We start from the raw sequence: 25,577 nt of genomic DNA, 5'->3' as shown, positions 1-25,577 counted from the left end.
GTCGACGGCGGCGGTGCTCGGCGACCTCCTAGGCGCGTTCATAAAGCGGAGGCTCTGCATGCCGAGGGGATACCCAGCCTTCCCGCTTGATCAGCTAGACTTTCTCCTAACAGCCTTCCTAGTATACAGCCTATACGCAGAGATCCCGCCTATCTACATACTGGCGGCCGTGATAATCACCCCCCTTATACACAGGGCCACTAACTACGCCGCGTACGTCCTTAAGCTGAAGAGGGAGCCGTGGTGACTGGACGTTCACGTATCGCCTCTCTAAGAACGTCCAAAGTTTATTAATTAATTATTTTGCTTCTAGCTATGCATATCGTAATTGGCGACAGAACTACAGTGGCCTTATTTAAGCTAATGGGATTTGAGGGCAGGCCCGTCGAGGACTCGGCGGAGGCGCTTAACTTCGTAGTGAAAAATCTCGATGTGTATGACGCCATCTTCATAACTTCTAAAATAGCGCGGGTTATTAGGAAGGAGCTAGATGAGATAAGGATGAGAAATCCTCGTAAGCTTGTGGTTGAGGTGCCGAGCGTAGAGGAGGGCATGGAGCGGGAGGTAAATTATCTACAGATCGTGAGGCAGGTTTTGGGCGGATAATTTAAAAGTTGTTAAAAAGATGCCCTTATGTCGCTTTTCGAAGACTTAATACGTTCCAAAATTACGGAACTTGAAGAATTAAAGAAGAACCTAGTTATAGAAATCGAGACTAGGATTAGGAGGGATGCCAATGCCTCTCTTAACAAATTTTCAGAACAGATTACTAATGTAGAAAGTGAAGTTGCTCTAGAACGTGAGCGTATTCTCTACGACGCCGTGGTAAGTTCAAGAAAGAAGTTGGCGGAAACTTATGAACAGCTTCTCAAAGACTTGGTTGAGGCGCTTTATGAGGAGGTAGATAAAATAAGAGGTTCAGAGAGATATGTGAAATTTCTCACTAAACTCGTGGAGGACGCCGTGAGATATATACAGTCCAGCGATGTTATTATATACGCCTCGCCTAAGGACAGAGGGGTCGTTGAAGTCATCGCGAGGAATCTTGGCCTCACCGGTTTAATAGGCGAGAGGGACATAAAGGGCGGGGTAATAGTCACATCGCGGGATGGCAGAATAGCGGTTGACTACTCTATCGAGTCGATAGTTAATAACAAGCTGGAAGAGTTAAAACACCTCCTATACCTCGAGACACGATGAGCGGCAAAATTGAATACATCTCAGGCCCCGTTGTGAAGGCTGACCTACCCGGCGCCAGGCTTTACGAGCTTGTCTTCGTAGGCGAGATTAAGCTGTTCGGCGAGGTGGTGAGAGTCCAGGGCGATAAGGCGTTTATACAAGTGTACGAGGATACCACAGGACTGAAGCCGGGGGAGCCGGTGGAGAGAACTGGCGAGCCTCTCAGCGCGTGGCTCGGGCCAACTATAATTGGCAAGATTTACGACGGTGTACAGAGACCTTTGAAAAACATCGAGGAGATCTCCAAAAACCCGTTCATAGCCAGGGGCATAGGCTACGACCAGGCGCCTCCCCTAGACCTGCAGGCCGAGTTCGACTTCAAGCCGTCGGTAAAGCCGGGGGAGGAGGTGCAACCTGGAGATGTGCTGGGCTCCGTAAAGGAGACCGAGCTAATGACGCATTACATCCTCTACCCGCCGTTGCCTGACCACGCCCCTGGCGTGGTGGAGTGGGTGGCCGACGGGAAGTATAAAGTTGACGACGTGATCGCCAGAGTTAAGACCAAGCGAGGAGTTATCGAGGTGAAGATGTGGCATAAGTGGCCTGTGAGGAGACCTAGGCCGTTCAGGGAGAAGCTCCCGCCGGTGGAGCCTCTAATAACCGGCGTCCGTGTAGTAGACACCATGTTCCCAATCGCCAAGGGCGGCGCCGCCGCTGTGCCCGGCCCCTTCGGCTCTGGCAAGACTGTCATGATAAGAACCTTGTCTATGTTTGCACAGAGCAGGTTCATAATCCCGGTGCTGTGCGGCGAAAGGGGCAATGAGGCTGCAGACGCCTTGCAGGGTTTGTTAAAGCTGAAGGACCCCACCACCGGGAGGCCTCTGCTTGAGAGAACGACGATTATCGTTAATACTTCAAACATGCCGGTGGCGGCTAGGGAGGCCTCGGTGTATATGGGCACGACTCTCGGCGAGTATTTCCGCGACCAGGGCTACGACGTGTTGGTTCTAGCCGACTCCACGTCTCGCTGGGCCGAGGCGATGAGAGAGGTGGCTCTCCGCATAGGCGAGATGCCTTCTGAGGAGGGCTACCCGGCCTACCTCCCGACTAGACTGGCGGAGTTCTACGAGAGGGCCGGGCGCGTCGTGTTGCTAGGTAGCAAAGAGCGGGTGGGGTCGCTCACCATAGCCGCCTCAGTCAGCCCGCCTGGCGGAGACTTCACCGAGCCGGTTACGTCAAATACCCTCCGCTTCATTGGGGCCTTCTGGCCGCTGTCGCCTAGGCTGGCCTACAGCCGCCACTACCCGGCTATTGACTGGCTAGTTGCCTTCTCTAGGTACGTGGACACGGTCGAGGTGTGGTGGTCTAAGAACGTGGCGCCGGAGTGGAGAAGGATTAGGGACACACTGCAGTCTATTCTGGTCAAGGAGGCTGAGTTGCAGGAAATCGTGAGGATTCTCGGCACCGAGGCGTTGAGCGAGTACGAGAAGCATATCTTAAACGTGGCGTTTATGGTGAGGGAGGGCTTCCTAAAGCAAGACGCCTACAACCCAGTGGACACGCCATCGGCGCCAGTCAAGCAGTTCTTGTTGATGAAAGCTATCTACACCTACTATGAGGAGGGTCTTAAGGCCATCGAAGCCGGCGTTGCAGCCTCGGTATTGAGAGAATTAGACACTGTCAAGAGACTACCAAGGCTCAGAATGGAAATTAATAACGATGTTGCAAAAGAAGAATTGACTAAGTTCATAGAGTCTCTTATTGCCGATATAAGGAAAGCCGCAGGTAAAAAGGCATAGACGTAGCGGCATTTTTCACTTAATAGGACGCGCTGATGGTCTGCGCGTTTATGATTTTTATGACTGTAGGAGTGTCGTGGGGTTTAACTACGTCGTTGGTGTATTGAAATGTTTTTATACTTCTTGGCGTAGGACGGCGTGGGCAGAGTCACTCTAGGTGTCAAGGAGGTTGCTGTGGTTCCAAAAGAGGAGGCGAGGGAACTCTTGAGGAGGCTGAGGCTGAGGCCTTGGCAACTCCCGTGGATTAGATCCAGCGACCCCTTGGCTCAATTAGCTGGGGCTAAGCCGGGGGATGTGCTTAAGATTGTTAGGGAGTCGCCGACGGCTGGGGAGGCGGTGGCTTATCGCCTAGTGGTGCCGGGGTAATTAAACTTTTTATACTTCACTCTCTGGGGGGGCAATGGTTGATCTCCTCCCGTTGCCTGTAATTACCTCGCCCTCAGACGGGGGGTTCCCCACAAGGGATGACAGGTGGATCTTGGTGGAGAGGTTTATTAAGGATAAGGGGCTGGCTAGCCACCAAATTAAGTCTTTTAACGATTTCTTGGATAAGAAGCTACCTCGAATTGTTGAGGATTTCAAGGTTGTGGAAACTGAGATTAAGGGGCTTAAGCTGGTGTTGGAGAGGATTGAGGTAGGGTGGCCTAGGATTAAGGAGAGTGACGGCTCCGAGTCGTTGATATACCCCATGGAGGCGCGGCTCCGCAACGCCACCTACTCAGCCCCTCTGTACCTAACTGCGACTCTCTACGTCGATGACGAGCCCTACGCCACCGAGACTTTTTACGTCGGAGAGCTACCCATTATGGTTAAGTCTAAGCGCTGTAACTTAACTAGGCTGAGGGCTAGTGAATATGCGAAGAGGTTCGAGGATCCGCAGGACTTCGGGGGGTACTTCATAATAAATGGTAGCGAGAGGGTAATTATATCGCAGGAGGACCTCGTCGCTGATAGGCCTATCTACGACAAGGGCGACAAGCCCTCGGTTAGGTATCTGGCCAAGACCATCTCCACCGGCATTGGGTATAGGAGCACCTTAACTGTGGAGTTCAGCCGAGACGGCGTGATCTACGCCACGCTCTCGGCGATGCCTGTCAAGATACCATTCCCCATATACATGAAGGCCCTTGGCCTTGAGACAGATGAGGAGGTTGTCAAGGCGGTGTCGGACGACCCTGAGATTCAGAAGGAGCTTCTCCCGTCGCTGATAGCGGCTAACCAGATAGCCATCACTAGAGAAGACGCCTTGGATTTCATCGGCGGTAAGGTGGCCGTGGGGCAACCCAGGCCTGTGAGAGTTGAGCGTGCTCTGCAGTTGCTAGACAGGTACTTCCTGCCTCACCTCGGCACGACGGTGGCCGACGAGAAGAGACAACAGGAGATTAGGTTGAAGAAGGCGTTGATGCTTGGGCAGATAGTAAAGGGGCTGGTGGAGCTACACCTGGGCAGGAGGAAGCCCGACGACAAGGACCACGTGGCCAACAAGAGGGTGCGTCTCGTCGGGGATTTGATGACTCAGCTATTCCGCACCGTGTTTAAGCAGTTTCTCCAGGAGCTGAAGAGCCAGTTGGAGAAGTACTACGCCAGGGGGAGGATACCTCATATACAGACGGTGGTGAGGCCCGACATAATTACTGAGCGTGTTAGGCAGGCCCTCGCCACTGGGAACTGGGTCGGCGGCAAGACCGGCGTGTCGCAGATACTAGACCGCACGAACTACCTATCGACGCTGAGTTATCTTAGGCGGGTTGTGTCGTCTCTCTCCAGGACTCAGCCCCACTTCGAGGCGCGTGATTTGCACCCAACCCAGTGGGGGAGGCTCTGCGCGGTGGAGACGCCGGAGGGTCAAAACGTCGGCCTTGTAAAGAACTTGGCACTCCTCGCGGAGATCACCACGGGCGTAGATGAGGGGGAGGTTGAGCAGATGCTGTACGGAATGGGCGTCGTCCCTATCTTAAAGGCAAGGGATGAGGGGGTAGCCGGCGCCGAGGTGTACCTAAACGGGAGGCTCATCGGCGTGCATCCCAACCCAGATGAGCTGGCAGCCGCAGTTAGGGGGCTTAGGAGGCAGGGCAAGATAAGCGACGAAATCAACATCGCCGTGTTGAACGGAGTTGTGTACGTGAACTCGGACGGAGGCCGCATCAGGAGGCCTCTTCTCGTGGTTGAAGATGGTAAATTAAAGCTAACCAAGGAGGTGGTTGAGAGGGTTAAGAGAGGTGATTTGACTTGGGACGACTTAGTGAAGATGGGCATCGTGGAGTACTTGGATGCTGATGAGGAGGAGAATGCCCACATCGCGACGGATCCACATGTGGATCTGACCAACTATACACATGTTGAGATTATTCCCTCGTCTATACTCGGCGCGGTTGCCTCCATAATACCCTACCTTGAGCATAACCAATCTCCGCGTAATCAGTACGAGGCCGCCATGGCGAAGCAGTCGCTGGGTCTGCCGCAGTCCAACCTGCTCTACAAGCTAGACTCCCGTGGCCACATGTTGTACTACCCAGAGAGGCCGATAGTGACGACCCGCGGCTTGGAGCTCGTCGGCTATTCCAAGAGGCCGGCTGGCCAGAACGCCGTTGTGGCGCTACTCACATACACCGGCTACAACATCGAGGACGCCGTCATACTGAATAAGGCATCGGTGGAGCGGGGCATGTTCCGCTCTGTGTTTTACAGAACCTACGAGACAGAGGAGCAGAAGTACCCCGGGGGCGAGGAGGATAGAATTGAGATACCGGACAGCTCGGTGAAGGGGTATAGAGGGCCCGAGGCGTATAGCCACTTAGACGAGGACGGCATAGCGCCGCCGGAGGTGTATGTGAGTAGTAACGAAGTTCTCATCGGCAAGACGTCTCCCCCCAGGTTTTACACGACGCTGGAGGCCGAGCGTATTCTCAAGGAGCGGAGAGACGCCTCAGTCGCAGTTAGGCGCGGCGAGAGGGGCATTGTGGACAGGGTGATTGTCACCGAGTCTCCGGAGGGCAATAAGCTGGTCAAGGTGCGGCTGAGGGAGTTAAGGATCCCCGAGCTTGGGGATAAATTTGCCTCCCGCCACGGGCAGAAAGGCGTCTTGGGGATGTTGCTGAGACATGAAGACATGCCGTTTACAGAAGACGGCATAGTTCCCGACATTATTGTCAACCCACATGCTCTGCCTTCGCGCATGACTGTGGCGCAACTACTGGAGAGCATGGCTGGCAAGGTAGGCGCCTCCACGGGGCATCTCGTAGACGCCACCCCCTTCGAGGGGGTGAAGGAGGAAGACTTGAGAAAGTTGTTGCTGAAGCTAGGCTACAAGTGGGATGGCAAGGAGGTTATGTACAGCGGCATAACTGGCGAGAGGCTGGTGGCCGACATCTTTATCGGAGTTGTTTACTACCAGAAGCTCCACCACATGGTTGCCGACAAGATACACGCAAGGGCGAGGGGCCCCGTGCAGATCTTGACAAGGCAACCCACCGAGGGGAGGTCCCGCGAGGGCGGCCTCAGGCTGGGCGAGATGGAGCGCGACGTCCTCATAGCACACGGCGCCTCTGCCCTTCTGTACGAGAGGCTCGTCGAGTCGAGCGACAAGTACGTAATGTATGTATGCGAACTCTGCGGCCTCCCGGCGTATCTAGACGCCAAGTCTAACAAGCCTAGATGTCCAATACATGGCGACACTGGCCAGTTCGCCAAGGTGGTGGTGCCATACGCATTTAAATTGTTGCTACAAGAGTTGATAGCCCTTGGCATATATCCAAAAATTGAGCTTTCCGAGGTCTTGGATTAAATTTTTTATACTGAACTATATTAGACGCCGTGTCGTTAAGAGAGGAGTTTGATACTATACCTAGAAAGGTAATTAAGTCTATCAAGTTCGGCGTCCTCAGCCCGGAGATTATTAGGAAATACTCAGTGATGGAGGTCACGACTTCTGAAGTGTATGACGAGGGTGGCCTGCCGGTGCGTGGGGGGATTGCCGACAGGCGGCTTGGGGTGGCTGAGCCGGGGGCGCGGTGCGAGACATGTGGACAAACACACGACGTATGTCCTGGGCATTTCGGCCATATTGAATTAGTCAAGCCTGTGGTGCATGTGGGGTTCGCCCGCGTTATCTACGACATTCTGCGAACCACTTGCCCCAACTGCGGGCGTATAATGCTTAAGGACGAGGAGATAGAGAGGTACAGAGAGAGGCTTACTAAGCTTAAGAAGAGGTGGAGGCTACTTGCGCAAAACCTTCACGAGAAGATTAGGAAGAAGGCCGCCGAGCGTGTGACGTGCCCCCACTGCGGCTACAAGAAGAACAAGATAAGGTTCGAGCGGCCGTATTATTTCTACGAGGAGACTGAAGACGGCGCCTTGGTGAAGCTTGACCCCGAGATTTTGAGGGAGAGACTGGCCAAGGTGCCTGGGGAGGACTTGGAGCTCCTCGGAATAAACTCCTCTGTGGCGAGGCCGGAGTGGGCAGTTTTGAAAGTTCTGCCCGTCCCGCCTCCACATGTGAGACCGTCTATACAGCTCGAGACTGGGATTAGGTCTGAGGACGACTTGACGCACAAGCTCGTTGATATCATTAGGATGAATGAGAAGTTGAAAATTGCCATTGAGACCGGCGCTCCTACTAACGTAGTTGACAACTTGTGGGATTTGTTGCAGTACCACGTAGCTACTTATTTCGACAACGAGCTGCCGGGCATCCCCGTGGCTAAGCACAGAGGCGGGAGGCCCCTCAAGGGGATTGCACAGAGGCTGAAGGGGAAGGAGGGGAGGTTCAGAGGCTCGCTCTCCGGCAAGCGTGTGAACTACTCGGCACGCACCGTGATAAGCCCAGATCCGCATATAGGCATAAACGAGGTGGGGGTGCCCTATGACATAGCTAAGGTGTTGACCGTGCCGGAGAGGGTAACTGCGTGGAATGTAGACGTCTTGAGAGAGTACGTCATTAGAGGACCTGAGACTTGGCCAGGTGCTAACTACGTCATTACGCCAGAGGGCCGGAGGATCGACTTGCGCTACGTCAAGGACAGGAAGACACTCGCCGAGAGGCTATCCCCCGGCTGGATCGTGGAGAGGCACTTGATAGATGGCGACATTGTGCTTTTCAACCGGCAACCGAGTCTACACAGAGTTTCAATAATGGGCCACCTAGTCAAGGTGTTGCCCGGCCGAACTTTTAGGCTCCACCTGGCTGTCTGCCCGCCGTATAACGCCGACTTCGACGGCGACGAGATGAATCTACACGTGCCGCAGACAGAGGAGGCTAGGGCTGAGGCTAGGACGTTGATGTTGGTAGAGAGACATATTATCACCCCACGCTACGGAGGCGCCATAATTGGCGCAAGACAAGACTACATCATAGGGGCCTACCTGCTGTCGCTTAAAACTACCTTCTTAACCAAGAAGGAGGTCGCCTTCCTGCTGGGGGCCGGCAAATCGGGTGAGGACCCGCCGGAGCCCGCGATTCTACACCCGGTGGAGCTGTGGACTGGGAAGCAGATAATTTCCCACTTCCTTCCAAGGGACCTCAACTGGGTGCAACCCACGGCATTTAAGTCCAGATGCCAAGATGCCTACACCTGCTCCACTGACGAGTGGATTATAATTATCAACGGCTACATGGTGAAGGGCGTGCTTGACAAGAAGTCGATCGGTGCGGAGCAGGTGGACTCGCTCTGGCATAGAATCGCCCGGGACTATCCGCCCGAGGTGGCCAGACAGTGGCTAGACTCCTCGCTACGGCTCTTCCTGAGGTATCTAGATCTGCGGGGCTTCACATTCGGCATGGATTCCATATATATACCGCCCGAGGCTTATGAAGAGATCGACAAGATAGTGGAAGAGAGCTTGAAGAAGGTTGAGAGCCTTATCGGCGAGTATAGAGGCGGGCGGCTGGAGGCGATGCCAGGGTTCACCGTGGAGGAGACGTTTGAAAACAAGGTGACCGAGATACTATCAAGAGTTCGCGAGGACGCCGCGGTGGTGGTTGAGAAAAATATTGATAAAAACTCTGAGGGCTACCTAATGGCGAAGACGGGGGCGAGGGGGAGCATCGTAAATATAGTACAGATGGTGGCTACATTGGGACAGCAGACGATAAGAGGCGAGAGAATTAGGCGCGGCTTTAGGACTAGGACTCTACCCCACTTTCCCGTGGGAGACATAGGTGCGTTTTCCGGCGGCTTTGTGAGGAGCTGTTTTAGATGCGGCCTTACGCCGGTTGAGTACTTCTTCCACGCCGCCGCTGGGAGAGACGGGTTGATAGATACGGCTGTGCGTACGGCGCAGTCAGGTTATATGCAGAGGCGTCTCATAAACGCGCTTCAAGATGCCTATGTAGCCTACGACGGCACCGTCAGATTCGGCGGGGCCATGCTTCTCCAACTGCTGTACGGCGAAGACGGCGTGGACGTTAGCCGCTCAGACCACGGCAGGGTTACCGATATAAAGTCGCTTAAGATGTCGATAAGATGATGTCGAAACAAGAGCTGTTAGCCAGAGTCTCGCAGGTTTTGCCGCAACCGCTGTATAAAGAAGTGGAGAACGCTGTGAGGGATCTAGATGATGAAAAAGCCCTGAGGCTTATATACCGAGTCTTGAAGCTGTACGCCACGTCGCTGGTGGATCCCGGGGAGGCTATTGGTATAGTTACGGCGCAGTCCATAGGAGAGCCGGGCACGCAGATGATCCTCCGCTCTTTCCACTACGCGGGGCTGAGGGAGTTCTCCATGGCCAGGGGCCTGCCGAGGCTTATAGAGGTGGTGGACGCCAGGCGGAACCCCTCCACTCCGCTGATGTACATCTACCTAAAGCCGCCGCATAACAAGAGTAGAGAGGCCGCCGAGGATGTGGCGAAAAAGATCCAGCAGGTGACGCTTGAGATGCTGGCTAAAGAGGTTGATGTGGATTACGTCGCCGGCGCCATAACGATAGTGCTGGACCAGGACCAGCTGAGGTACCGGGGGCTCAGCGTGAAGGACGTGGAGAAGATCGTAACCAAGGCGAGGGGGAAGGACGTCTCTATATCCATGCGCGGGCACACAATCACCGTGTCTCTCACCACGCCCGACATCCTCAAGATGAGAAAGATTAGGGACAAGGTCCTTCAGACGAAGATATCAGGCATCAAGGGAGTGAGGAAGGTGGTGCTTCAGTACGACTCCAAAAACGACGAGTGGTATATAGTCACAGAGGGGACAAATTTAGAGGCCGTGCTTCAGCTGGAGGAGGTCGACCCGACTAGGACATACAGCAACGATCTCCACGAGGTTGAAGAGGTATTGGGGATAGAGGCCACGAGGGCCCTGGTGGCGCAGGAGATTAAGCGTGTGTTGGAGGAGCAAGGCTTGGACGTAGACATTAGACATATGTACATGGTTGCTGACGCCATGACCTGGTCGGGTAGGCTGAGGCCGATAGGGCGCCACGGCGTCGTGGGCGCCAAGGAGTCGCCGCTCGCCCGCGCGGCTTTTGAGGTGACGGTGAAGACTCTCATAGAGGCGTCTGTGAGGGGCGAGGAGGAGCAGTTCAAAGGCGTCGTGGAGAGCATAATAGCTGGCAAATACGTCCCAATAGGCACAGGCATTGTCCGCCTCTTGATGCAGTTCTAGGTGCATAAATCTTTTTAAAGCTTTCTTTCACCTGAGCAACGTGATTGACATAGGTAGAGAGCTCCAAGTAGCGATTAACACCGGCAAGATAGTTATGGGGTTTGAGGAAACTAAGAGGGCAATACTGGCAGGCACCCCCAGGCTGGTTATACTGGCGGCCAACGCGCCTAAGTGGGCGAAGGAGGATATAGAGTACTACGCTAAGCTGGCCGGCGTGCCGATTTTTGTTTTTCCGGGATCCAGCATTGAGCTCGGCGCTGTTGCTAAAAGGCCGCATAAAATTATGGCCCTGGCCGTTATAGACCCCGGCCAGAGCGAGATTTTGAAATTAGCTGAGCATGCCTGACATTAGGCTCACAGAGGAGGAGATTAGGTACGCCACTCTTTTTGAAAGCATTACCGGGGTTACGCCTATCGACGTCGTCATCGACCCCGAGTATTCGAGGATTATCTACGTTGTTCAGAAAAACCAGGCGGCCATCGCCGTGGGGAGGGGTGGGTCAAACGTCAAGATGCTGAGGCAGATTGTGGGCAAAGATGTGGAAATTGTAGAGAGCGGCGACTCGCCCGAAGAGTTGATAAAAAACAGTCTCTACCCCGCCAAGGTAATTATGGTAAAGGTGACAAAGGCCCCCTCTGGGGCGAAGGTGGCTATTACAACCGTCGCCCCTGAGGACAAGGGCGTGGCAATTGGTAAAAACGGCCGTAACATTGCAAGGGCTAAGTTGCTGGCGAGGCGTTACTACGACATTGAGAAGATAATTCTGGCGTAGGCGTTGTAAAATTTATTAACCGACTGTTGCCACAGGTGCGTGCCTGGTAAAAAATCGCCGTATGGGCTATTTGCAGGTGGAAAGCTGAAAAGAAAGAGGCAGAAATTTAAGTGGAACGACGTGACTTACAAGCGTAAGATGTTAGGTCTTGTTGAGAAGTACGACCCTCTCGAGGGCGCCCCCATGGCGCGAGGTATAGTCCTTGAGAAGGTGGGCGTCGAGGCTAGGAAGCCCAACGCCGCCGTTCGTAAATGTGTGAGAGTCCAGCTGGTGAAGAACGGCAAGGTTGTGACCGCCTTCGTGCCGCTGGACGGTAGCCTAAACTATATAAACGAGCACGACGAGGTGGTAATTGAGCGCATCGGCGGCCCCGAGGGGAGGTCGCTCGGCGACATACCGGGCGTTAGGTTTAAGGTAATTAAGGTCAACGGCGTCTCGCTCTGGGCTATCTGGCGCGGCAAGAAGCAGAAACCGACTAGGTAATGCCCCAGGCGCGGGTTGTTGAGAAGTCGGGACTTTTCTTAAAGGCTGTAGTGGAGGGGGTTGCCCCCACTCTCATCAACTCGCTTAGAAGGGTAATTATCTCCGAGCTACCCGTCATGGCGATAGATTCCGTCGTCGTGGTAAACAACACCTCTGTCATGTACGACGAGATGCTGGCGCACAGACTCGGCCTAATCCCCCTGACGACGCCGCTTAGCGCCCTTCCGCCGATAGAGGACTGTGTCTCCGGCCTCGCCGATCCGTCTGAGTGCAGCGCCAGGCTGACCTTGCAGGTAACGGCAGACGGGGACTTAACCGTCTATTCTGGAGATCTCGTCTCTGAGAGGCCGGACGTCGCACCCGTGTATAAAGACATTCCGATAGTAAAACTAGTCAAGGGGCAGAGCATAGTATTGGAGGCATATGCAAAGCTGGGTGTCGCGAGAGACCACGCCAAGTGGCAAGCGGCGTTGGCCAGCTATTACTACTACCCCCGTGTAGAGGTGAGAAATGAGGAGTGTAGAGAGAGGTGTAGAGAGATCTGCGCCAAGCTTGAGGATCCAATTGAGTGCACGTTTAATAAGGCGTGGACGTGTAAAAATTTGTGTAAAGACGGGCTGGAGGTCGCGTGGGAGAGGAATAAGTACGTCTTCTGGATAGAGTCTTATGGTAATTACGATGTGGAGACCGCACTGAGGGAGGCATTTAGAATTTTAAAGAAGAAGTTCGCCTTTTTTGCCGAGGAGCTTCCCCGCAAGGCATCTGTCCTGGAGAAACTTTAAATACTGATTAACTCGGGGTGACGGTATGCCTCCTAATCCAACAGGACCGACAAATAGGCAGTTGAGGATGCTGAGCCGATTTCTAAGGAAGGCTGCGAGAGCTAATTCTGCAAATATTTGGAGGGTCGTGGCGGAGTTTATCGAGAGACCTAGGAGGCAGAGGGTAGTTGTAAATGTGGGGAAGTTGGGCCGGGTGGTGAGCGAGGGTGAGGTGGTGGTGGTACCTGGTAAGCTACTTGGAGGCGGGCGGCTTGACAAGAGGGTGGTGGTGGCGGCGGTCAGCGTATCTCCCAAGGCGGCTCAGAAGGTGGCGGAGGCGGGCGGGGAGGTGTTGACTATTCCGGAGCTTGTGAGAAGATTTCCAAAGGGGAGCGGGGTGAGGGTGGTGGTATGAATATTGTTAAGAAAACTCTAGATATATCTAAGCTCCCGGAAGACGGCGAGGTGGTTATAGACGCAGAGGGACATGTGATGGGTAGGCTCGCCACGTACATCGCCAAGACATTACTTGAGAAGCCGCGTCTGCGGATTGTTGTGATTAATGCAGAGAAGCTTGTGGTAACCGGCGACGAGAAGATGGTTGTTGAGTGGTTTAAGAGGAGGATAGGGGAGTGGCGTACTCACTACAACCCAGAGAAGGTGGGGCCTAAAGTCCCGAGGAGACCCGACCGCGTGTTTAAGAGAGTTGTGCGGGGGATGTTGCCCAAGGACGTGGAAAGCGGGCGCTTGGCTTTGAAGAGGTTGAGGGTGTACATGTCCATCCCCATTGAGATGTTTGAAAGAAAGCGGGTGGTAGCATACGAGGTTCCCGATGCGAGGCTTAGGGTGAGGCCCTTGTTGAAGTATATAACTCTGGAGGAGGTGTGGCGTAGTGTCGACCCCGCCTCCTGGGAAAAGTGGAGGAAGGCCGTAGAGATTTGGGGTAAAAAATTAAAACAGGCTTCTAGCAGATAGGTATGTCGGCGGGCACGTCCGGCGCCAAGGTGCTACAGGAGGCGCCTAGAGTTGTTATTTCTGTCGGTAAGAAGAAGACTGCCGTGGCTAGGGCCGTTTTAAAACCCGGCATTGGCCGGGTTAGGATCAACGGCTATCCTCTAGAGCTGTGGCCGATAGAAATGGCAAGGGTAAAAATGAGCGAGCCCTTGGTGCTGGCGGGGGATCTAGCTAAGAAGGTGGATATAGATGTAAATGTTTCCGGCGGTGGCTACATGGGGCAAGCCACGGCCGTGAGGATAGCCATAGCGAGGGGACTCGTGGCCTTTTTCCAAAGCCAAGAGCTGAAGGAGCTGTATGAAAAATATGACCCATATATGTTAAAGGGCGACCCCAGACGTACCGAGCCAAAGAAGCCCGGGATAAAGCACGCGAGAAGTAAGAGGCAGAAGGCCTATAGATGATTATCCCAATTCGTTGCTTTACCTGTGGCAGACCGCTGGGCCATTTATACGCAGTTTTCAAGAAGAGGGTGCTCGCCGGGGAGCATCCAGGCGCGGTGTTCGACAGCCTAGGCGTGACTAGGTATTGCTGCAGGAGGACTTTGATGGCGCACGTGGAGTGGATTGAAGATCTCCTTGTATACGAAAAGCGTATCTGAGCGGCGCGTTTCTAGAGCTAAATTTTATATATTGCTAAATACGGCCTTAGCCATGTCGAAAACGCCCCAACAAGTGAAGCTACCCTCTCCAGTCAAGGTACTAACCAAAATGTTGAATAAGGAGATCGTGGCCAGGCTTAAAGGCGGCGTGGCGGTCAGGGGAGTTTTAACGGCGTACGATGGATGTATGAATCTTGTACTGGATGACGCCGCCGAGTTGGATAAGTCGGGAGAGCCGGTGACGCGGTATGGGCGAATTGTCGTGAGGGGGTCCCAGGTAATATACGTATCTGCCAGCGAGGTGGCGCCATGATAGTAGTGGGGAAGGTAGACAGGGAGCCTGTAGCTAAGCGGCTTGTGGAAATAGTTGAGAGAAAGGGACAGGGGCACCCCGACTACATAGCCGACGGCGTGTCGGAGTGGGTTAGTAGATATCTGTCGAAGTACTATCTAGAGCGGTTTGGCGTAATTCTCCACCACAATGTCGACAAGACGCTTGTGGTTGGCGGCCAGGCCGCGCCGCGTTTCGGCGGCGGCGAGGTTCTACAGCCTATATACATCTTGGTCTCTGGGAGGGCCACCTACGAAGTCAGGACTATGGATGGGGTTGTGAAAATCCCGCTGGGCCCCGTGGTGGTGCAGGCAACTAGGGATTGGATAAGGCAACACTTCAGGTACCTAGATCCAGACTCCCACGTTATTATTGACTACAGAATTGGACAGGGCTCAGCTGACCTCGTTGGTATTTACGAGCTAGGCGTCAAGGGGGTGCCGCTTGCCAACGATACCTCGGTCGGCGTGGGCTACGCGCCCCTGACCCCGCTGGAGGAGTTGGTGTACAAAACAGAGCGGTTGCTGAACTCCAGAGATTTCAAGTCCAAGTACCCCGAGGTTGGCGAAGACGTGAAGGTGATGGGGGTGAGGGTGGGAAATGAGGTGAAGTTGACAATCGCGGCGGCTATGATTAGTAGGCTTGTGAAGGACAAGAGCCACTACCTCTCTGTTAAAGAAGAGGTGAAAAACGCCGTTGAGGATCTCTCCGCCAAGGTGGCGCCGGACCTCAAGGTGGATGTTACGGTAAACGCAGCAGACAAGCCTGAGCACGACATCTTTTACCTAACGGTGACTGGGACATCCGCGGAGCACGGCGACGACGGCATGACCGGCAGGGGCAACAGGGCCAATGGGTTAATTACGCCGATGAGGTCCATGTCTCTAGAGGCCGCCGCGGGTAAGAACCCGGTCAGCCACGTGGGCAAGATATACAACGTGGTGGCTCAGAAAATCGCGGAGAGGATATACAAAGAGGTGAACGTAGTCGAGGTATATGTAGAAATCGTGTCTCAGATTGGGAAGCCGATCAACGAGCCGAAGATCCTCAATATCGAGATTATTAAAGAGGGGGAGCTCACCGGAGAGATGAAAAACGAGATAGAGGCTATAGCTAGGGAGGAGCTTGGGGCAATAACGCGGGTTACCGACAGCATACTCAGAGGCGAGGTGTCTCTATACTAACCCCCGGCGGTACTGCTCTACTATCTTTCTGATATCGACGACTTCTCTCTTCTCTAGGCGTTGCTTCACCAGCTCCGTCAGTTGCCTCACCATGTCTAAATCCACTACGTAGAAGTCGCCTAGTTGGAGTTTAGCGACTTGGCGCAACGGCACACCTATCGTACCTCTGGCAACTGCGTCATCCACACTGTCTATGTTTCTGCAGATGGTGCCCACCGCCTCGCCACCTCTGCAGTCCACCACCTCCGACACATGCAGAAGCCTATACCTAGAGCCGTAGCTGGCCAGAACCTCCACGAAGGTTTTCTTAAGCAGTTCGACCTCCCTCTCCTTTTCTGCCACCAGGGCTGACAGCGCCTCTATTCTGCTTTGTAGCTCTCTGTATTTCGCGTCGCGCCACTTGGCATCGTCAAAAGCGCGCCGTAGCTGGGCGTATTCTCTCCTCAACTCCTCAAGCTCTTTCTGCAGTTGCATATTCTCATACTCAAGCGCCTTAAGCCGGGTGGCTAAACTCTCGTCTCTTGCGGCACACGGCTTCTCCACTGTGACGTACACCACCCGGACCTCCCTCTCCTCACGCCTCTTTAAAGCTTCAGACACCGCCTGGGCTATGGAATACCCACGGACCACCAGCGCCTTGGCGTATTCAAGCTGGTCGAACTTCAGTATGCTACCAAACTCCTTCTCAAGCTTCTCGAATTTAGGTCTATACTCCTGGTAGGCTCTGTAAGCCGCAACCAGCGCATCTCTCTCGTGGCTAGTCACCGCCCTCCACCTAATTTTCTCAAGTATCTGGGCCTTCTCCTCAGACGCTAAGTCGCGGCCTGGCGTGTAGACCGCCGCGCCGCACATGGTCGCAAGACGTCTCACGAAGTCGGGCGCCTCGGCGACATCGGTGGCCACTAGCACAGGTACCCCCCACTGGCTGACGTATCTCAAAACGTCTCCGCGGGAGAAGCCGCGGCGAGCCACTGTATCCAACACCTCGCCGTCTAGCGTCATCACGGCTATTCCAGTCACCACGCCGGGGTCAACGCCCACTATGAGAAAACGCTCACGTGCCGGCGCCTTCCCGCCCCTGGCGGGGGCTGAGAATATGGCAACGGCTATGTCTATGCTCCGCATGGGCTTTACATACCTCCTCACCACCTCCCTGTTTGCATACACGACGAATTTCGCCGAAGTAACCTCGCCGGACTCCTCTTTTAGAAACAGGTCGTAGTCGAGCCTCGCCTCTTTTAGCCTTGCCTCTATCTTTGAGGCGATGGCCTTTATTCTGTGGGTGACGTTTCGCATGTAGCGGTTTCTACTCATGCCTCCAGGAGTCGTCGAGATCCTCCTGTGAATTAGTATAATAGTCTCCTCCTCGAAAAGCTTAACCGGCGCGCCGACGCCGCGGCGGGCCAGCATCGCGAGATACGCCGCCGTCTCAAGCGGGTCGAGATGCCCCTTCTCAACTCCGAAGTATCTACCCACCAACTCCTCCATCTTTACGTAGCCCTCGGCCTCCCGCGTCACCTCCACCACGTTAACCACATACGGCAGTTTACCGAGCAACCTCACCACCGGCTTTCCATATTGAAACAACTCGCCCAGGTTGTCGACGGCAAGTGTTTCTATCTTGTATTTTTTAAATAGCTGGGCGAGGCGGTGGACATCTCCAACACCCCTCTCCACCACCTCTTCGTTCTCAAATACTGCATATGCGAATAAGCCCCCCGGCGCAATGTCGACGCCTAAAACCGCCACGTGCTATAGAAACCCCATTTTATTTATTTCTTTAAAGAATTCCCTGGCGCTGTCTATATATCTTATGTCAAGCGCCTCCTCCAGCGGAATCTCCACGCCCCGCTTCTCGAAGAACGCAGACAGGTTCGCAATGTCGCGCTGTAGGTAGCGCCTGGCCTCTGGGTGGCTTGTGGGGACCCACTGAGGCCAGTCAATGACAAAGCTCCTTTTTCCAACGAGTATGTTGTATGGCGACAAATCGCCGTGGATGATGCCGAGGCTCAGCGCTACTTTGATTGTGTGGAGCACGTCGTCTGCAATTTTTTTGAAATCTCCACCTGTAAGTTTGTATAGCTCGACTCCCTCTATGTAGCTCATCACGACTACGTGTCTGTTGTGCGCTATGGGCTCGGGCACGAGGCCGCCGCCTTCAAATATCTTTGACAGTGCGAAGAACTCGGCGGCGGCCGACAGCCTCGTGTTGAACACATCCTCCAAGTGGCTGAATTTAGCCACCCTCGACCTGAACAACTCCTCGTATCTAAAGGCGGAGACGCCCCCGCGGTGGAATTTAACCGCAATTTTAAAGCCTGAGGGGGTTTCGCCTGCATACACCACGGACTCCTTGCCCACGCCGATGGGAGTGGGGGAGAGCCTCAGTATCTTGCGCTGCATGCGTAGTGTGTGTAGCGCAAGGACGTCGTAGCCCAACGCCGTGATTTTCCACCCTCTGTACGGCGCCACGTTCCTCCTAAGGAAACCATGGTAGTGTAGGCGCTTAATGCTGTCCAAAACCTCCTCTCTCCTGTATCTGGCCCACCTCGCTATAAGCTCCTCGGGGACAAACTCATGGCGTCTGTGCCCGGCTTCTATTATCCTCAATATCCGGAGGTCACGTTTCTCAAGGCTACGGTAGGCCTCGACGACGCTTTTAATCACAGTTAAATATTGACTTAGGATATTTAAGACAATGAGGCGGGTGGTCACCCTAGTCGCAAAGGAGCAAGCCGAGGTGGGCCACAGATTCCGCGTAGTCAGCATCCCAGACGAGTGCAGAGAGTGTAGACTCTTCCCCGTGTGTCTGGGCAGGCTGACGCCGGGCAGGAGCTACAGGGTAGTGGAGTTGAGGCCCTCGATGGGCCAGCGTTGTAAGATAACTGGCGGCGAGATGGTGCCCGTGGTGGTGGAGGAGGCGCCTCTGGTTGGCCTGCTCCCCATAAACAAGGCCCTGGAGGGGGTCGTCGTGACTTTTGAGGAGGAGTGCGCTGGATGCGAGGGCTGTCCCTCGGAGGGCGTGAAGAGGGGGGAGAAGATAAAGGTGGTCAAGGTGTTGGGGAGGAGGAGGTGTGGAAATAGGGATTTTGCTATTGTCGAGTTCTACGTCGTATCTCCGCCTTCACTCTTAGTATCAAATGCCTCAGCGGCTTCTCCAGCCCCCTCTCGCGCGCCTCCTTCACGACGTCTTTCAAAACATTCCTCGCCTCGGTGACCTTCCCCTCCGCGGCGAGCTTCTCCGCCTCTCTTAGACGCATTACTAATCTGCCAGCGACTGCGTATGTCTCATCAGCCATGTGGGGTCAAATGCGCGTTCTTTAAATGTTTTAAGTGTCGCATTTCGCCTCACTGTGGATAGAGTAGCTGTATATATTAAGAACCTTGAGGAGGCCTTGGGGAGCCTCGTTTTGAAAGACCCGGCTTATAGAAATCTTGTAGATCTGGCGCGGGCGTATCTAAAGGACTCTAAGTACTACTACTCCGTAGGTGATCGGGAGACGGCGTTAGCCACTGTTTCGTATGCGGAGGGCCTTCTCGACGCCTTGAGACTTATTGGGGTGGCCGACTTCGTCTGGAAGAGGCCCAGCGAGATTAAGAATACCAGAACCGTGATGGTGGCAGGCACCTTCGAGATCCTGCACCCCGGCCACTTGTCGTATTTAAAGAAGGCGTGGGAGCTTGGCTACGTCGTGGCAGTTGTGTCTTCAGATGAAAACGCTGAAAAAATAAAGAGGCGGAGGATTGTGGTGCCTCAGCGGCAGAGGGCCGAGGTTCTCTCCTCCCTCTACTATGTCCACGAGGTGGTGCTGGGGCGGCCCGGCGATATTTTCGACGTGTTCCACATGGTTAAGCCCGACGTAGTCCTCCTGGGGCCTAACCAGCATGTGTCTGAGGACGTGGTGAAGGAAGAGGCTAGGAGGCGGGGCGTGGAGGTGGAGGTGGCGAGGGTGGACGAGCTTAGGCAGTGCGAGCTCTGTAGCACCACGCGGATAATTGAAAAGATTATTTCCACATTTACGCATTAATGCCCCTCAACATAGAAGCCGCGCGGCGTGTCCAGGAGCGGCTCGCCGGTAGGGTGGTGTTTCTACCCCTCCCGCCTGTGGAGATCGTGGCGGGTCTTGATGTGGCGTATGTAGGAGACACGGCGCTGGGCGCCGCCGTCGCAGTCAGGTTGGCGGATCTCTCGGTGGCGGATAGGGCGTGTTCTGTTACGAAAAGCGTCGTGCCCTACGTCCCCACGTTCCTCGCCTTTAGAGAGCTAACCCCTATGCTTAGAGCCTACATGAAGCTGAGGGCCAAGCCAGATGTAATTCTCGTGGATGGCCACGGCGTGGCCCACCCGCGGAGGTTCGGAATCGCCTCACACCTAGGGGTTGTCCTGGGGAAGCCTACTATAGGCGTCGCGAAGTCAAGGCTCTACGGAGTAGAAAAGGGCGACGTGGTGGTAGACCCGGAGACGGGAGAGGTCTTGGCTAAGGTGGTGAACTGCGGAGGGAAGAGATACGTTTCGGTGGGGTCGCACGCAACTCTCTCCGACGCCGTGAGGTTGGTGGAGGATCTCTGCAGAGGGGGGGATGTCTACCCGCTGAAAGCGGCCCATGACCTTACCCAGGTTATGAAAAAGGCGTGGCGCCGGGGGGCGTTATCTCACGACGAGTACGGGGACTCTTGCCCTTGAGACCACCGCCTGCGACACCGAGCCCAGCACCAGGCGTTGCAGTGCGGAGAGGCCGCGTGACCCCATCACTATTAGATCAACCTCCTTCTCCTCGGCGTAGTTCAGAATTTCGTCTGCCGGCGTCCCCGACCTGACAGCGACCTCCCCCACCTGTAGCCCCTGTGACTGCACGGCCTTTGCGGCCTCCCCCGCTATTCTCCCGGCCTTCTCTAGGGAGATCTGCGAGGGGTCTGTGGCAACCGTTATAATATGTATAGAGGCCCCAAAGGCTTTTGCGAGAGCTACGGCGTGTTCAATCGCCTTCTTGGCGTGGTCTGAGCCGTCGTAAGCAACTAGAATTTTCTTATACATGTAGATTAGAATGTATCCACTTATTTATTTTCCTCCCGATCCCAAAACCAGCAACCCCCGGATGAAGTATCTCCCCAGCGCTATGAAGAGCAGTAGCGGAGGTAGTGATGCTATGAGGGCCGCAGAGAACATCTCGTTATAGAGATTTCCAGACTGCCCCACGTAGCTGAAGACCTTTAGCGTTATGTGATTGTTGTAAGTTCTAGAGAGCACAAGCGGTATGAAGAAGTTATTCCACCCATTGATCGTCAAATAGGTGGCCGTCGACGCGAATGCTGGACCTAAGAGGGGCAACACCGTTCTTGTGAATATGGCGAACTCGCCAGCGCCGTCAACCTCAGCGGCTTCTACAACCGTCCGTGGAAGGGCTGTTATGAATATCAACATCATTAACGTGGCAAAGGGTATGTAGAAGATGAGTAGGCCTAGGGCTATGCCATATAGGGTGTCAAATAGACCTATTTGTGTCATGAAGCGCGCGAGTGGGACCACTGCCGATTGGTATGGTAGATAAGTAGACACAGCCACAAGTATGAGCAACACGTCTTTTAACTTGGTGGTAGCTCTCCAAAGGGCGTACGCCCCCAAGGCGCCGATGAGGGTGGCGCCTAAAGCCGTAGGGATAACTACTATAGTCGTGTTGAGCAACACTGGGGCCAGCTCCCCGGCCACTTTGCTTAACGTGGCTAGATCCACATTTAGAGATGGCATAAAGACCGGCGTTGTCAACACTTCCGATAAAGGCTTTAATGCGCCGATTACTAATACATACAGGGGGAGGGCCCAGAGAGCCCCCAGCGCCAATATGGCGAGATATATGGCAAATTTCATCTTATCCATTTCTTTAATCCGAACAGGGAGTAGGGAATTACTATGACGGCCGACAGAGCTAGGATTACTACAGCGGCGGCGCTTGCCACCGCTAAATAAAATGCAGTGAATTTCATAAAGGTGTACATAACCAATGTCATAATATTAGGATTTATAAATAGTATTGAATATGGTAGATCAAACATCTGTATAGAGAATAAAGTGAAAAATATTGTAGATATTATCAAGCTCTGTTTTGACTGGGGTATGACGACCCTCAGCATTGTGTAAAGCCGCCCTGCTCCGTCTATCTGCGCAGACTCTAATTGAGACTTATCCACGTTATAAAACATCGCAAGGTAGAACAACGTGGCGAGCCCGGAATAAACCCAGACGGAGACTAGTGCTATGCTCCAGAACGCGTTCTCGCCTTGGAGTGGGTTGCCCAAAAACCAGCCGATTCCCCTATCTGCGTCAAGTAGCCAACGCCATATTATACCAGACGCCACGAGTGAGATCGATAGGGGGTATATGAAATACGCCGTGAGGATATTCCTAGCACGTGCATTATTTATGTTGTAGATCAGCGACGCCGTCAAGAGGCCCACTAAATTGCCAAGAGCGACTAATACAGAGATCCAAAGAAGCGTCTTAACCAGCGCAGTCTGGAATAGCGGGTCTGAAAATAGTTGTGAGTACGTGGCCAGTCCCACGAATTGGTAGTCGGGGCTTAGCACTGAGTAGTTGGTAAATGAGTAGTATAGATTCCACGCTATAAAGACGTAGAGAAACGCCGTCGTTAAGAAAAGGGGGATGGAAAAAAATATTAGTGATATTCTCATTTAACCCAGGGCGGGTTGTAGCCGCCGAAGGGCTTCCCCGGCGCGCCCATGTACCAGGTGTCTTTCCATAGAGAGCGCTCGGTCCCCAGCGCTTTTGCCAGTGTGTCGTACCACAAATCTGATCTACCGGTCTGGACGAGCACTATTGACTGTTGCATAAGTGTTTGCCACACGTCTGAAAACAGAGCTCCGTGTGTGAGACTAAAGACGTAGGCCTTTGCCCCCCTATACTCCTCAACCTCCCACCGCTGTATAGAGGTGGGGTAGATCGACGGATCTATGTTCTTATACACCGCTATAGATCCCTTCAGTGGGTTGAATATCGACTGGCCTTCTGGACCTGCGAAGAACTTCACAAACTGAATTCCTAGATCTGTCGTGGGACCGCCCGCCGGCACCGCCACCGAGTCGATAACTAAGTTGTAGATGCCTTGCGTGCCTGGGAATGGTGCCACTATGATGTTACAATCAGGCGTCACCGCCGTATATGGACACATTTTTGTCTGTGGATACACGTTGTATATCAGACCAACTACCCAGTCGCCATCTACGTGGGCTAGTCCCTTACCTGCGACAAGGTCGGCTACTGCACCTGTCCAGTCAAGAGCTGGCCAGTTCGCTGGGAACGTCTTGGCCAGCGACATGAACGTCTCTGTGGCCTGCCGCAACGAGGGATCGTCAGGCGGAAGCGTGCCGTACATGAACATGATGAATTTCTGGGGGCCAGCTACCGCTAGGAATACTTGTTCCCATAGATGTAGAATAGTGAATTGATCGGCGCCAGCCTGGAGCATACATGGAACCCCCGCTGAGGATGCCTTACTGCACAGCGCGACCAAATCTTCAAGCGTCTTGGGTACCGAGCCGCCCAGCTTCTCCAGGACTTGTTTATTTATGAAGATTAGATTGGCACGGTGTATATTTACTGGCAGGGCATATACCTTCCCGTTAAGCGAACACGCAGAGAGGACATCTGACGCTTGCGCCGTCATGTCTATTTCCTTGGCTACTTGGCTCAGCTCTACGAAGCTAGCTTCGCCCTTTGGCGCGACGTATATATAGCTCAGCATCTCGGGTCCGCAGTGCACCTGAAACGCCGCCGGCGGGCTACCCGCCTGCATTAATGCAAGAATTGCAAACTTCGCATTTACACCGGCGCCCCCGGGCACCGCCGTCTTTTCAACCTGTATACCAGTTTTCTTAGTGAAGTTGCCAATCACAGCGTCAATAGCAAAACGCTCAAGCCCAGCCCACCAGGTGTAGAACGTAATTTTCTTAGGCGCGGAGATTGTTGGGGAGGTAGGGGGTTGCGCCGTAGTTGTCGTCTGCTGGGGCTGAGACATGGTGCCCAGGAAATATGCAACAGCGGCGACAACGACCAGCGCGAGGATAATCGCAACTACTTGAGTCAACTTCATAAATACTACGTTAACTCTGTTCTTAAAAATATTAATCTATAAAGCGGGAGATTTTAACTATATAGAGTATCATGTTATTAACATAACGCCAGAGTTGTGGGTAGGAGAGTGGCGCCGGGGGTGGGATTTGAACCCACGCCCCCTGTGCGGGGACGGGATTTCTCACGCCGCGTCTCGAGTCCCGCGCCTTGGGCCGCTCGGCCACCCCGGCCTTTTCTACCAATGTCTCGATTTATAAAGTTTGTCTTTTGTGTGGCGGGGCTCGGCTGGGGGTGAAAATTTTATATAGTGGGCCCATTGCGGGGTCTATGTCTATTAGGGGGGCGAAGTTCCACGGGCCGTCTCCGCCGTCTGACTCGACTACTAACTGGGTTTTGGCGCCTCTGGAGAGAGGTGTGGTTTTTGCTTGTCCTAACTGTGGCAAGACGACGGTTATCAGAAGCGCCAGGTCTAGGAAGCTTGGGGTGACGTATCGCTGTCCTGAGTGCGGCTTTATAGGTCCCTGATCTGGGGGTAATCTTTTTATACACGATATGTTGCTGAGGCCATGTCGGCGGAGGTTGCGTTGGTCTACAGAGTTCTGCCCGACAGCGTCGAGGTAGATGTGGAGAAGTTGAAGAGTAATGTTATTAATAAGCTGTCGCCGAAGTACAAGGTGGATAAAGTTGAGGTGGAGGAGATTGGCTTTGGGATCAAGGCCCTTAGGTTCTACATAAGGATGCCGGAGTCGGACGAGTACAGCTCAGATGAGGTGGAGGAGCTGTTGCGGTCGGTCAACGGCGTAGGCAACTACGAGCTGGAGTACTTTTCGAGGCTGAGTTTTTGATAGCAAGTTTTTATACCTAGATCGGTTTATCAACCGTGTCTGAGTGGGTTGAGTTGAGAGTGCAGGAAAGCAAGGCGCGTGACGCCAACAGGCCCGTGGTTAGGATCGACCCCGAGGTTATGGAGAGGGCCGGTATTGTGGTGGGTGATGTTGTGGAGATTGTGGGGAGGAGGAGGACGGCGGCCAAGGTGTGGAATGGATTGCCTGAGGATAGGGGGAAGGGTGTCATTAGGATGAACAGTATCTTGAGGAAAAACGCCGATATTTCGCTAAACGAGACTGTAAAAGTGAGGAGGGTTGACCCCAAGCCTGCCGCCTTCGTGAAGCTGGCGCCCGTATCCATGACCATAGCGGTTGATGCAAACTTTTTGCAGTACATCAAGCAGAGGCTTAGGGAGTACGTGCTGGTGGAGGGGGATATGTTGCAGATATACGTCTTGAGCCAGCCGCTTACGTTTCAGGTGGTTCAGACAAAGCCGTCTAACACGGTCCTCATAATTACGGAGGACACCCAGATCCAGATCTTTGAGAAGCCGGTGTCCGGCGTCAAGATACCGCATGTTACCTGGGAGGATATTGGTGATTTGGAGGATGCTAAGCAGAAGATTCGTGAGCTTGTGGAGCTTCCTCTTAGACATCCCGAGCTTTTTAAGCATTTGGGTATTGAGCCGCCTAAGGGCATCCTTCTGATCGGCCCTCCGGGGACTGGGAAGACTCTCTTGGCTAAGGCTGTGGCTAACGAGGCTAATGCCTACTTCGTGGCGATTAACGGGCCGGAGATTATGTCTAAATACTACGGCGAGTCTGAGGCTAGGCTGAGGGAGATATTTGAAGAGGCTAAGAAAAACGCCCCAGCAATAATCTTCATCGACGAGATAGACGCCATAGCCCCAAAGCGGGAGGAGGTGACTGGGGAG

At 53.9% G+C, this 25,577-nt stretch carries 30 protein-coding genes and 1 tRNA gene; 24 read left to right on the top strand and 7 right to left on the bottom strand.

Annotated elements, in window-relative coordinates; all coding sequences use genetic code 11:
• The 18 genes from ACP5J3_RS01355 to ACP5J3_RS01270 all read left to right on the top strand — a co-directional run.
• Window positions 1-247 (top strand): CDP-archaeol synthase (locus ACP5J3_RS01355; RefSeq protein WP_428494007.1); only part of this gene is annotated, 247 nt, incomplete at its 5' end.
• Between the two features lie 68 nt (window positions 248-315).
• Window positions 316-606 carry a V-type ATP synthase subunit F gene (locus ACP5J3_RS01350; RefSeq protein ID WP_428494006.1) on the top strand — a complete coding sequence of 97 codons (291 nt, stop codon included), beginning with the start codon at window positions 316-318 and terminating at the stop codon, window positions 604-606.
• 27 nt (window positions 607-633) lie between these two features.
• The gene (locus ACP5J3_RS01345; protein ID WP_428494005.1) at window positions 634-1,200 is read left to right on the top strand and encodes a V-type ATP synthase subunit E; all 567 of its coding nucleotides are present in this window, start codon (window positions 634-636) and stop codon (window positions 1,198-1,200) included.
• Window positions 1,197-2,978, top strand: a complete 1,782-nt coding sequence (locus ACP5J3_RS01340) for a V-type ATP synthase subunit A (RefSeq protein ID WP_428494004.1) — start codon at window positions 1,197-1,199, stop codon at window positions 2,976-2,978. The genes ACP5J3_RS01345 and ACP5J3_RS01340 overlap by 4 nt, the downstream gene beginning before the upstream one ends.
• Window positions 2,979-3,116: 138 nt before the next feature.
• Window positions 3,117-3,344: a DNA-directed RNA polymerase subunit H gene (locus ACP5J3_RS01335; RefSeq protein WP_014289394.1), complete on the top strand. Its 228-nt coding sequence runs from the start codon at window positions 3,117-3,119 to the stop codon at window positions 3,342-3,344.
• A gap of 34 nt (window positions 3,345-3,378) precedes the next feature.
• Window positions 3,379-6,762, top strand: a complete 3,384-nt coding sequence (locus tag ACP5J3_RS01330; RefSeq protein ID WP_428494003.1) for a DNA-directed RNA polymerase subunit B — start codon at window positions 3,379-3,381, stop codon at window positions 6,760-6,762.
• Window positions 6,763-6,791: 29 nt separating this feature from the next.
• Window positions 6,792-9,446 (top strand): DNA-directed RNA polymerase subunit A', encoded by a 2,655-nt coding sequence (rpoA1, locus tag ACP5J3_RS01325; protein ID WP_428494002.1) that lies wholly within the window; start codon window positions 6,792-6,794, stop codon window positions 9,444-9,446.
• The gene (gene rpoA2 / locus ACP5J3_RS01320; RefSeq protein ID WP_428494001.1) at window positions 9,443-10,582 is read left to right on the top strand and encodes a DNA-directed RNA polymerase subunit A''; all 1,140 of its coding nucleotides are present in this window, start codon (window positions 9,443-9,445) and stop codon (window positions 10,580-10,582) included. Before rpoA1 ends, rpoA2 begins: the two co-directional genes overlap by 4 nt.
• A 40-nt stretch (window positions 10,583-10,622) precedes the next feature.
• Window positions 10,623-10,928 (top strand): 50S ribosomal protein L30e, encoded by a 306-nt coding sequence (locus ACP5J3_RS01315; RefSeq protein WP_014289398.1) that lies wholly within the window; start codon window positions 10,623-10,625, stop codon window positions 10,926-10,928.
• Entirely contained in the window at window positions 10,921-11,355 is a 435-nt protein-coding gene (locus tag ACP5J3_RS01310) for a NusA-like transcription termination signal-binding factor (RefSeq protein WP_014289399.1), read from the top strand. The genes ACP5J3_RS01315 and ACP5J3_RS01310 overlap by 8 nt, the downstream gene beginning before the upstream one ends.
• A gap of 39 nt (window positions 11,356-11,394) precedes the next feature.
• Window positions 11,395-11,838: a 30S ribosomal protein S12 gene (locus ACP5J3_RS01305; protein ID WP_014289400.1), complete on the top strand. Its 444-nt coding sequence runs from the start codon at window positions 11,395-11,397 to the stop codon at window positions 11,836-11,838.
• A complete protein-coding gene (locus ACP5J3_RS01300) occupies window positions 11,838-12,620 on the top strand; it encodes a DNA-directed RNA polymerase subunit D (RefSeq protein ID WP_428494000.1) in 783 nt (260 codons plus the stop codon). Before ACP5J3_RS01305 ends, ACP5J3_RS01300 begins: the two co-directional genes overlap by 1 nt.
• Before the next feature lie 25 nt (window positions 12,621-12,645).
• A complete protein-coding gene (locus ACP5J3_RS01295; RefSeq protein ID WP_428493999.1) occupies window positions 12,646-13,014 on the top strand; it encodes a 50S ribosomal protein L18e in 369 nt (122 codons plus the stop codon).
• Complete coding sequence (locus tag ACP5J3_RS01290; RefSeq protein ID WP_428493998.1) at window positions 13,011-13,574, top strand: 50S ribosomal protein L13; 564 nt, start codon at window positions 13,011-13,013, stop codon at window positions 13,572-13,574. Before ACP5J3_RS01295 ends, ACP5J3_RS01290 begins: the two co-directional genes overlap by 4 nt.
• 2 nt (window positions 13,575-13,576) lie before the next feature.
• Window positions 13,577-14,017: a 30S ribosomal protein S9 gene (locus ACP5J3_RS01285; RefSeq protein WP_263245490.1), complete on the top strand. Its 441-nt coding sequence runs from the start codon at window positions 13,577-13,579 to the stop codon at window positions 14,015-14,017.
• A complete protein-coding gene (locus ACP5J3_RS01280) occupies window positions 14,014-14,214 on the top strand; it encodes a DNA-directed RNA polymerase subunit N (RefSeq protein ID WP_014289405.1) in 201 nt (66 codons plus the stop codon). The genes ACP5J3_RS01285 and ACP5J3_RS01280 overlap by 4 nt, the downstream gene beginning before the upstream one ends.
• A 52-nt stretch (window positions 14,215-14,266) precedes the next feature.
• Window positions 14,267-14,527, top strand: a complete 261-nt coding sequence (locus tag ACP5J3_RS01275) for a U6 snRNA-associated Sm-like protein LSm6 (RefSeq protein ID WP_428493997.1) — start codon at window positions 14,267-14,269, stop codon at window positions 14,525-14,527.
• Window positions 14,524-15,729, top strand: coding sequence for a methionine adenosyltransferase (locus ACP5J3_RS01270; protein ID WP_428493996.1), 1,206 nt, complete (start codon window positions 14,524-14,526; stop codon window positions 15,727-15,729). The genes ACP5J3_RS01275 and ACP5J3_RS01270 overlap by 4 nt, the downstream gene beginning before the upstream one ends.
• Here the strand turns inward: ACP5J3_RS01270 and ACP5J3_RS01265 are convergent.
• Both ACP5J3_RS01265 and ACP5J3_RS01260 read right to left on the bottom strand, forming a co-directional pair.
• Window positions 15,721-17,478: a DUF460 domain-containing protein gene (locus ACP5J3_RS01265; RefSeq protein ID WP_428493995.1), complete on the bottom strand. Its 1,758-nt coding sequence runs from the start codon at window positions 17,476-17,478 to the stop codon at window positions 15,721-15,723. The genes ACP5J3_RS01270 and ACP5J3_RS01265 overlap by 9 nt on opposite strands.
• A gap of 3 nt (window positions 17,479-17,481) precedes the next feature.
• On the bottom strand, window positions 17,482-18,396 hold the full coding sequence (locus ACP5J3_RS01260) for a serine/threonine-protein kinase RIO2 (protein ID WP_428493994.1): 915 nt from the start codon (window positions 18,394-18,396) through the stop codon (window positions 17,482-17,484).
• A 31-nt stretch (window positions 18,397-18,427) separates the two neighbouring features.
• Between ACP5J3_RS01260 and ACP5J3_RS01255 the strand changes: the two genes are divergently transcribed.
• The 3 genes from ACP5J3_RS01255 to ACP5J3_RS01245 all read left to right on the top strand — a co-directional run bounded on the left by ACP5J3_RS01255 (window position 18,428) and on the right by ACP5J3_RS01245 (window position 20,413).
• A complete protein-coding gene (locus ACP5J3_RS01255) occupies window positions 18,428-18,946 on the top strand; it encodes a UPF0179 family protein (protein WP_428493993.1) in 519 nt (172 codons plus the stop codon).
• 136 nt (window positions 18,947-19,082) lie between these two features.
• The gene (locus tag ACP5J3_RS01250) at window positions 19,083-19,757 is read left to right on the top strand and encodes a DUF357 domain-containing protein (RefSeq protein WP_428493992.1); all 675 of its coding nucleotides are present in this window, start codon (window positions 19,083-19,085) and stop codon (window positions 19,755-19,757) included.
• Window positions 19,757-20,413, top strand: a complete 657-nt coding sequence (locus tag ACP5J3_RS01245; protein WP_428493990.1) for an endonuclease V — start codon at window positions 19,757-19,759, stop codon at window positions 20,411-20,413. The genes ACP5J3_RS01250 and ACP5J3_RS01245 overlap by 1 nt, the downstream gene beginning before the upstream one ends.
• Here ACP5J3_RS01245 and ACP5J3_RS01240 read toward each other — a convergent pair.
• From ACP5J3_RS01240 to ACP5J3_RS01220, 5 genes are all read right to left on the bottom strand, one after another.
• The gene (locus ACP5J3_RS01240; protein ID WP_428493989.1) at window positions 20,378-20,764 is read right to left on the bottom strand and encodes a universal stress protein; all 387 of its coding nucleotides are present in this window, start codon (window positions 20,762-20,764) and stop codon (window positions 20,378-20,380) included. The two genes, ACP5J3_RS01245 and ACP5J3_RS01240, sit on opposite strands and share 36 nt — an antisense overlap.
• A 24-nt stretch (window positions 20,765-20,788) precedes the next feature.
• Window positions 20,789-21,595, bottom strand: coding sequence for a glucose ABC transporter permease GlcU (gene glcU / locus ACP5J3_RS01235; protein ID WP_263246044.1), 807 nt, complete (start codon window positions 21,593-21,595; stop codon window positions 20,789-20,791).
• Entirely contained in the window at window positions 21,592-22,416 is an 825-nt protein-coding gene (locus ACP5J3_RS01230; RefSeq protein ID WP_428493987.1) for an ABC transporter permease subunit, read from the bottom strand. Before ACP5J3_RS01230 ends, glcU begins: the two co-directional genes overlap by 4 nt.
• Window positions 22,413-23,834 (bottom strand): extracellular solute-binding protein, encoded by a 1,422-nt coding sequence (locus ACP5J3_RS01225; protein ID WP_428493986.1) that lies wholly within the window; start codon window positions 23,832-23,834, stop codon window positions 22,413-22,415. The genes ACP5J3_RS01230 and ACP5J3_RS01225 overlap by 4 nt, the downstream gene beginning before the upstream one ends.
• A 109-nt stretch (window positions 23,835-23,943) precedes the next feature.
• Window positions 23,944-24,045: transfer RNA gene (locus ACP5J3_RS01220), tRNA-Ser, on the bottom strand.
• Between the two features lie 97 nt (window positions 24,046-24,142).
• Here ACP5J3_RS01220 and ACP5J3_RS01215 point away from each other — a divergent pair.
• The 3 genes from ACP5J3_RS01215 to ACP5J3_RS01205 all read left to right on the top strand — a co-directional run.
• The gene (locus ACP5J3_RS01215; protein WP_014289417.1) at window positions 24,143-24,340 is read left to right on the top strand and encodes a zinc finger domain-containing protein; all 198 of its coding nucleotides are present in this window, start codon (window positions 24,143-24,145) and stop codon (window positions 24,338-24,340) included.
• Between the two features lie 41 nt (window positions 24,341-24,381).
• Entirely contained in the window at window positions 24,382-24,660 is a 279-nt protein-coding gene (locus ACP5J3_RS01210; protein ID WP_428493985.1) for an elongation factor 1-beta, read from the top strand.
• 35 nt (window positions 24,661-24,695) lie between these two features.
• Window positions 24,696-25,577 (top strand): AAA family ATPase (locus ACP5J3_RS01205; RefSeq protein WP_428493984.1); only part of this gene is annotated, 882 nt, incomplete at its 3' end.

Origin of the sequence: Pyrobaculum sp. (genome assembly GCF_049971835.1) — an archaeon.
In the GTDB taxonomy this organism is placed as follows: domain Archaea; phylum Thermoproteota; class Thermoprotei; order Thermoproteales; family Thermoproteaceae; genus Pyrobaculum.
The sequence above is the reverse complement of the archived record's forward strand: the minus strand, read 5'-3'. Positions and strand labels throughout refer to the sequence as shown.